The 5928-nt window shown below is 41.0% G+C and carries 5 protein-coding genes; 3 read left to right on the top strand and 2 right to left on the bottom strand.

Annotation, left to right across the window (positions count from 1 at the left end):
- Positions 1-211 precede the first annotated feature (211 nt).
- Genes CVS92_RS08665 through lpxD form a run of 3 tightly spaced genes read left to right on the top strand, consistent with a single transcriptional unit; the run spans position 212 to position 3323 of the window.
- A complete protein-coding gene (locus CVS92_RS08665) occupies positions 212-1906 on the top strand; it encodes an acetolactate synthase large subunit (RefSeq protein ID WP_234398737.1) in 1695 nt (564 codons plus the stop codon).
- A 2-nt stretch (positions 1907-1908) separates the two neighbouring features.
- Positions 1909-2370, top strand: coding sequence for an acetolactate synthase small subunit (gene ilvN, locus CVS92_RS08660; RefSeq protein ID WP_223154204.1), 462 nt, complete (start codon positions 1909-1911; stop codon positions 2368-2370).
- Positions 2370-3323: a UDP-3-O-(3-hydroxymyristoyl)glucosamine N-acyltransferase gene (lpxD, locus tag CVS92_RS08655; RefSeq protein ID WP_107789180.1), complete on the top strand. Its 954-nt coding sequence runs from the start codon at positions 2370-2372 to the stop codon at positions 3321-3323. Before ilvN ends, lpxD begins: the two co-directional genes overlap by 1 nt.
- Before the next feature lie 146 nt (positions 3324-3469).
- On the opposite strand, the gene CVS92_RS08650 is transcribed toward lpxD, so the two are convergent.
- A complete protein-coding gene (locus CVS92_RS08650; protein ID WP_107789179.1) occupies positions 3470-4666 on the bottom strand; it encodes an acetate kinase in 1197 nt (398 codons plus the stop codon).
- Between the two features lies 1 nt (position 4667).
- The coding region (gene pta / locus CVS92_RS08645; protein WP_107789178.1) for a phosphate acetyltransferase at positions 4668-5928 on the bottom strand (1261 nt) is incomplete at its 5' end.

Here is a 5928-nt window from a genome sequence, read left to right as displayed (position 1 = left end):
ATTTTATAGTCTTTGCTCACTTAAATTTATCAATTTTACTAAAAATAATATGTTTAGTTTTATGTAAAATATTTTGTATTATTCTTTTAAATTAGTTAAAAATTTTTCAAGAAAATCAAGGCAATACCTAAAATTCGCTAGAAAGTTAAAATGGATTTAAAATGCTTTGGGATATAATCTGCGATAAATTTATCAAAAGGCTAAAGTGATGATAAAACAGATTTCTGGTTCACAGATGATAAGCGAGGCCTTGCACGAAGAGGGCGTTGAGATAGTTTTTGGCTATCCTGGCGGTGCAGCTTTAAATATCTACGACGAAACATACAAGCAGACTTATTTTAAACACGTTTTGGTTCGCCACGAGCAAGCAGCCGTTCACGCAGCCGATGGATACGCTAGAGTTAGCGGTAAAGTCGGCGTTGCTTTTGTGACAAGTGGTCCTGGCTTTACAAATGCTGTCACAGGCCTTGCAACAGCTTATAGTGATAGTATTCCAATCGTGCTTATAAGCGGTCAAGTACCAACATTTATGATCGGTACAGATGCTTTTCAAGAGATCGATGCGGTCGGCATTTCACGCCCCTGTGTTAAGCATAACTTTTTAGTTAATAGCGTTGAAGAGCTACCTCGTATCATAAAAGAGGCCTTTTACATCGCAAGATCAGGCCGTCCAGGACCAGTTCATATCGATATCCCAAAAAATATCACATCAAGACTTGGCGACTTTGTCTATCCAAAAGAAATTTCTATCCCAAGTTACAAACCGACCTATAAGGGCAACTCAAAACAGATAAAAAAAGCAGCAGTTGCGATAAATGAAGCTAAAAGGCCGCTTCTATACATCGGTGGCGGTGCGGTCACATCAAATGCAAGCGAGATCATACGTAAATTTATGAAAAAAACTGGCATTCCAGCGGTTGAGACGCTGATGGCTCTTGGTGTGCTTGACGCAAAAGATGAGCTAAATTTAGGCATGGCAGGCATGCATGGTAGCTATGCTTCAAATATGGCTTTAAGCGAGTGCGACCTTCTCATCTCGCTTGGAGCTAGATTTTGTGACAGGATCACCGGCAGGACGGACGAGTTTGCTAAACATGCAAAGATAATTCACATCGACATCGATCCAAGCTCTATCTCAAAGATCATAAACGCCCACTATCCGATAGTTGGTGATCTTACAAACGTGCTAACTGAGCTTTATGAAGAAGTCAATGCGAAGCCTGAAAACTACGCACCTTGGAGAGAAATTTTAGATAGATATTCTAAACTAAATCCACTTGGCTACACAGATAGTGACAAGGTCTTAAAGCCACAATGGGTCATCGAAGAGACCGCGAAGATAGCAGGAGCTGATGCGATAATCTCAACAGACGTCGGACAGCATCAAATGTGGGTGGCACAGTTTTATCCGTTTAACCGAGCAAGACAGCTTGTCACAAGTGGCGGACTTGGTACAATGGGATACGGCCTCCCTGCAGCGATCGGCGCAAAATGTGCAAAACCAGACAATCTTGTTATAAATTTTACAGGCGATGGCTCAATACTTATGAATATCCAAGAGTTGATGACGGCTCATGAGATAAATATGCCCGTTATAAACATCATTTTAAATAACAATTTCTTGGGTATGGTGCGCCAGTGGCAAACATTTTTCTATGAAAAACGCTACTCATCGACTGATCTTAGCTTGCAGCCTGATTTTGTAAAGATAGCTGAAGGATTTGGCGGAATTGGCTTTGTTTGTAAGAGCAAGGATGAGTTTAGAAAGGCTTTAAAAGAGGCGATCGATAGCAAAAAATCAGCGATGATCGACGTTAGGATCGACCGCTTTGAGGATGTGCTTCCTATGGTTCCAGCTGGAGCTGCGATTTATAATATGATATTAAAGAGCAAGGAAGAAAAATGAGTATCAGAAGAACGATTTCGGTTATAGTTTTAAATGAACACGGCGTTTTGGCTAGAATTTCTGGACTTTTTGCGGGCAGGGGCTATAACATCGACACGCTAACTGTCGCTCCTATACCTGAGAGCAACTTCTCAAGGCTAAGTATCGTAACAAGCGGTGACGAGAGAGTTTTAGAGCAGATCGTAAAACAGCTTCACAAGCTCATACCAACGTATAAAGTCATAGAAAGCGGCGAATTCGTCGAAAAAGAGATGGCGCTAGTGAAAATTCCGCTTGGTGAAAATTTTGCCGGTCTTGAGGCGATACTAAAGTCGTACAACGGTATCGTTACAAACACAAATGAAAACTACATCGTTGTCATGGTAGCTGACGATGCGAGTAGGATCGAGAGCTTTTTAAAATCGATAAAGAAATTTAACCCAGTTGATGTCGTACGTGGCGGATCTGTGATAATGGATATATGATGAAACTAAGTGAAATAGCCTCAAAAGTAAATGCTACTTTTAGTGGAGAAGATATAGAAATTTTTGCTCTAAATTCTTTAAAAAATGCAAATAAAGCTGAGCTAACATACTGCGATGGCGAGAAGAATGCAAAATTTATAAGTACATCAAACGCTGGAGCCATCTTGGTGACAAAATCGCTTTTAGACTTGGTACCAGCTGGTATGGTCGCACTTGTGTGTGACAACCCACACCTTGCATTTGCCTTGCTTAGTAAAGATTATGCTAAGCCGCTTTTTTGTGAGCCAAAGCCATCAAATATCGCCAAGAGTGCAAAGATAATGCCAAATGTCTACATAGGCTCAAATGTGAGCATTGGTGAAAATACGATAGTCATGGCTGGAGCATTTTTGGGCGATAATGTGACTATCGGCAAAAACTGTATCATCCACCCAAACGTAGTCATTTATAACGACTGCGTCATCGGTAACGAGTGTCATCTGCTGGCAAACTGTGTGATCGGAAGCGATGGCTTTGGTTATGCACATACAAAAACTGGCGAGCATGTAAAAATTTATCATAATGGCAATGTTGTTTTAGGCGATTATGTCGAGATCGGTGCTTGCACGACGATAGATCGTGGTGTTTTTGAAAGCACAGTGATCGCAAACTACACAAAGATAGACAATCTCGTTCAAATAGGCCACAACTGCGAGCTTGGAAATGGCTGCCTAATCGTCTCACAAACTGGCCTTGCTGGCTCAACAGTACTAGGCAGAAACGTCGTTATGGGCGGACAAAGCGGCTCAGCTGGTCATGTAAAAGTGGGTGACTTCGCGCAGATCGCTGCACGTGGAGGCGTTAGCAAAGACCTGTCTGGCGGCAAAAAATACGCCGGAGCTTATCCAATAATGGAGCTTTCAGATCAGTTTAAACTCCAAGCAAAAATTTTGAGATTTTTTAAGAAAAATTGATTGCAAGCTTTTGCGAGCTTAAAATCGCAAAAGCTTTTTATATCGTAGCCTAAAAATGCTAATTCTATTTTAAAATAAGCTAGACTTAAAATTTATATGTTGAGTTTGGCAAAACACAAATTAATCATTTTATTTTAAACATCTATTTATTTGGCTTTGTTCTCTTTTATTACTCTAGCCGTTTCTATTGCGATTTCTAGCTCTTCGTTTGTTGGGATGATGAGTGTTTTTATCTTAGCGTCATCCCCATCTATGCATCTCTCGCCTCGTATGTCTTGGAAATTTAGATCGTGATTTATGTGAATGCCAAGATGTTTTAATTCGTCACAAATTTTTTGCCTTGTATTTGGTGCATTTTCGCCAATACCGCCGGTAAATATAAGTGCATCAACGCGTCCTAAAATGGCGTAATATGAGCCAATATATTTTTTTACTCGGTAGCAAAACATCTCAAAAGCAAGCTTAGCTCGCTCATCGTTTTGCATTTTAGCCACAACCTCTCTCATGTCACTTGAGCCACAAATTCCAAAAAGTCCGCTTTTTTTGTTTAAAAAGTTATCGATCTCGTTCCACTTTAAAACGCCGATATTTAGCAAGTAAATGACCACAGCTGGGTCCATATCGCCGCTTCTTGTACCCATTATGAGTCCTTCAAGTGGGCTAAGCCCCATTGAGGTATCGATACTTTTGCCATTTTGTACTGCACAGGCTGAGGCGCCGTTACCTAGATGAAGTGAGATAGCGTTAAATTTATCAAATTCTATGCCAAGCATTTTGGCCGCTTGCTTGCAGACGTATCTATGCGATGTGCCGTGAAAGCCGTATTTTCTGATATGATGAGTCTTGCAAACGTCATAAGGTAGAGCGTAGCGGTAGGCGTACTCTGGCATGCTTTGATGAAATACCGTGTCAAAAACGACCACGTGAGGCACATTTTTGCTCTCTTTCATTGCGTTTTTAATGCCAGCAAGGTGCCCTGGGTTATGAAGAGGGGCAAGTGGACTTATCTCCTCGATCTTTTTGATGACGCTCTCATCAACGATCATCGAGCTAAAAAAGCTCTCGCCGCCGTGAACTATCCTGTGTCCGATACCATCAAGCTCGCTTAGATCGTGCAAGGTGTGTGAAGTGACAAAGAGCTCGTTCATCGCCTCAAGTCCGTCATGGTGGTCTTTTATGAAGCGTTTTATCTCGTAGGTTTCACCATTCGCTTTTAGTACCGCTCTTGAGCTGGAGCTACCGATTTGCTCGACTAGACCGCTTGCTAGACTGGTTTTGGTATCCATTGCAAAAAGTTGAAATTTTATTGAGCTACTACCCGAGTTTAAAACCAAAATTCTCATATTATTCTCCTGCTTGTATGGCACTGATTAAGATAGTATTTACCACGTCTTCAACGAGGCAACCGCGGCTTAGGTCATTAACCGGCTTTTTTAATCCTTGAAGTATCGGACCTACGGCTAGGGCGTTTGCGCTTCGCTGAACTGCTTTGTAACAGATATTTCCACAGTTTAAATTTGGAAAAATAAAGACATTTGCATGCCCTGCGACATCGGAATTTGGCATCTTTTTGCTAGCGACACTTGGCTCAATAGCTGCATCAAACTGAATTGGCGCTGCGATCTTTAAATTTGCATCAAACTCGCTAGCTTTTTTAGCAGCTTCTTTTATAAATTCCACATCAGGCCCACTTCCACTCTCAGCTGTAGAGTAGCTCAGCATAGCGATCTTTGGGTTAAGGCCAAAGGCACTTGCCGTTTGAGCGCTACTTAGCGTGATGCTAGCTAGCTCATCTGCGCTTGGATTTGGCGTGACGGCACAGTCGGCAAAAAGCAAAATTTCTTCTTCAAGCGCCATAAAAAATGCCCCACTTACCACGCTTACATTTGGCTTCGTTTTTATGATCTGCAAAGCTGGGCGGATCGTATCAGCTGTGCTCATCGTAGCACCACTTACCAAGGCATCGGCCAAGCCTTCGTGAATTAGCATCGTAGCAAAGTAAATTTTATCTTTTGCAAGCGTATTTGCCTTGACTTCATCCACGCCTTTGTGCTTTCTTAGCTCATAAATTTTCTTTGCAAATTCGTCTGTCAGCTCATTTTGTGCTGGATCGATCACTTTGACTTTACTTAAATTTAGTCCCAAAGCGGCCGCTTTTTTTAAAATCTCATCTTCAATTCCTAGCAAAATGATATTTGCCGCATCTTTTTCTAGTATGATGTGAGCAGCTTTTAAGATCCTCTCATCATCGCTTTCTGGTAAAACGACGGTCTTGTTTGCCATTTTAGCTCTTTTTAAAAGCAGGCTTTGAAATTTAAAAGGAGTAACGATCTGGGCTTGATAGTTTAAAATTTCATCGATTTTATCGGTGATTAGAAGCTTTGAGTTTGGATTTAGTGCCCTTAGCTCGCTTGCGTTTTCATCAAAAACTGGAGCGTTTAAATTTCTAGCTAGCTTTAAATTTAGCTCGCTTTTACCAAAGACACTAAAGCTTTCACATCCAAGAACTATGACGAAGTCGCTTTTGGCTTTTAACTCTTCAAATTTATCTATAAATTTTAGAAAAAACTCTTTTTCATTTGAATTTATTAAGTTATTTTTATCG

The sequence above is a fragment of the Campylobacter concisus genome (assembly GCF_003048555.1).
In the GTDB taxonomy this organism is placed as follows: domain Bacteria; phylum Campylobacterota; class Campylobacteria; order Campylobacterales; family Campylobacteraceae; genus Campylobacter_A; species Campylobacter_A concisus_AO.
The sequence above is the reverse complement of the archived record's forward strand: the minus strand, read 5'-3'. Positions and strand labels throughout refer to the sequence as shown.

Coding starts and splice junctions, on each gene's coding strand:
- lpxD (WP_107789180.1), top strand. CDS start 2,370: ATGAAACTAAGTGAAATAGCCTCAAAAGTAAATGCTACTTTTAGTGGA.
- CVS92_RS08650 (WP_107789179.1), bottom strand. CDS start 4,666: ATGAGAATTTTGGTTTTAAACTCGGGTAGTAGCTCAATAAAATTTCAA.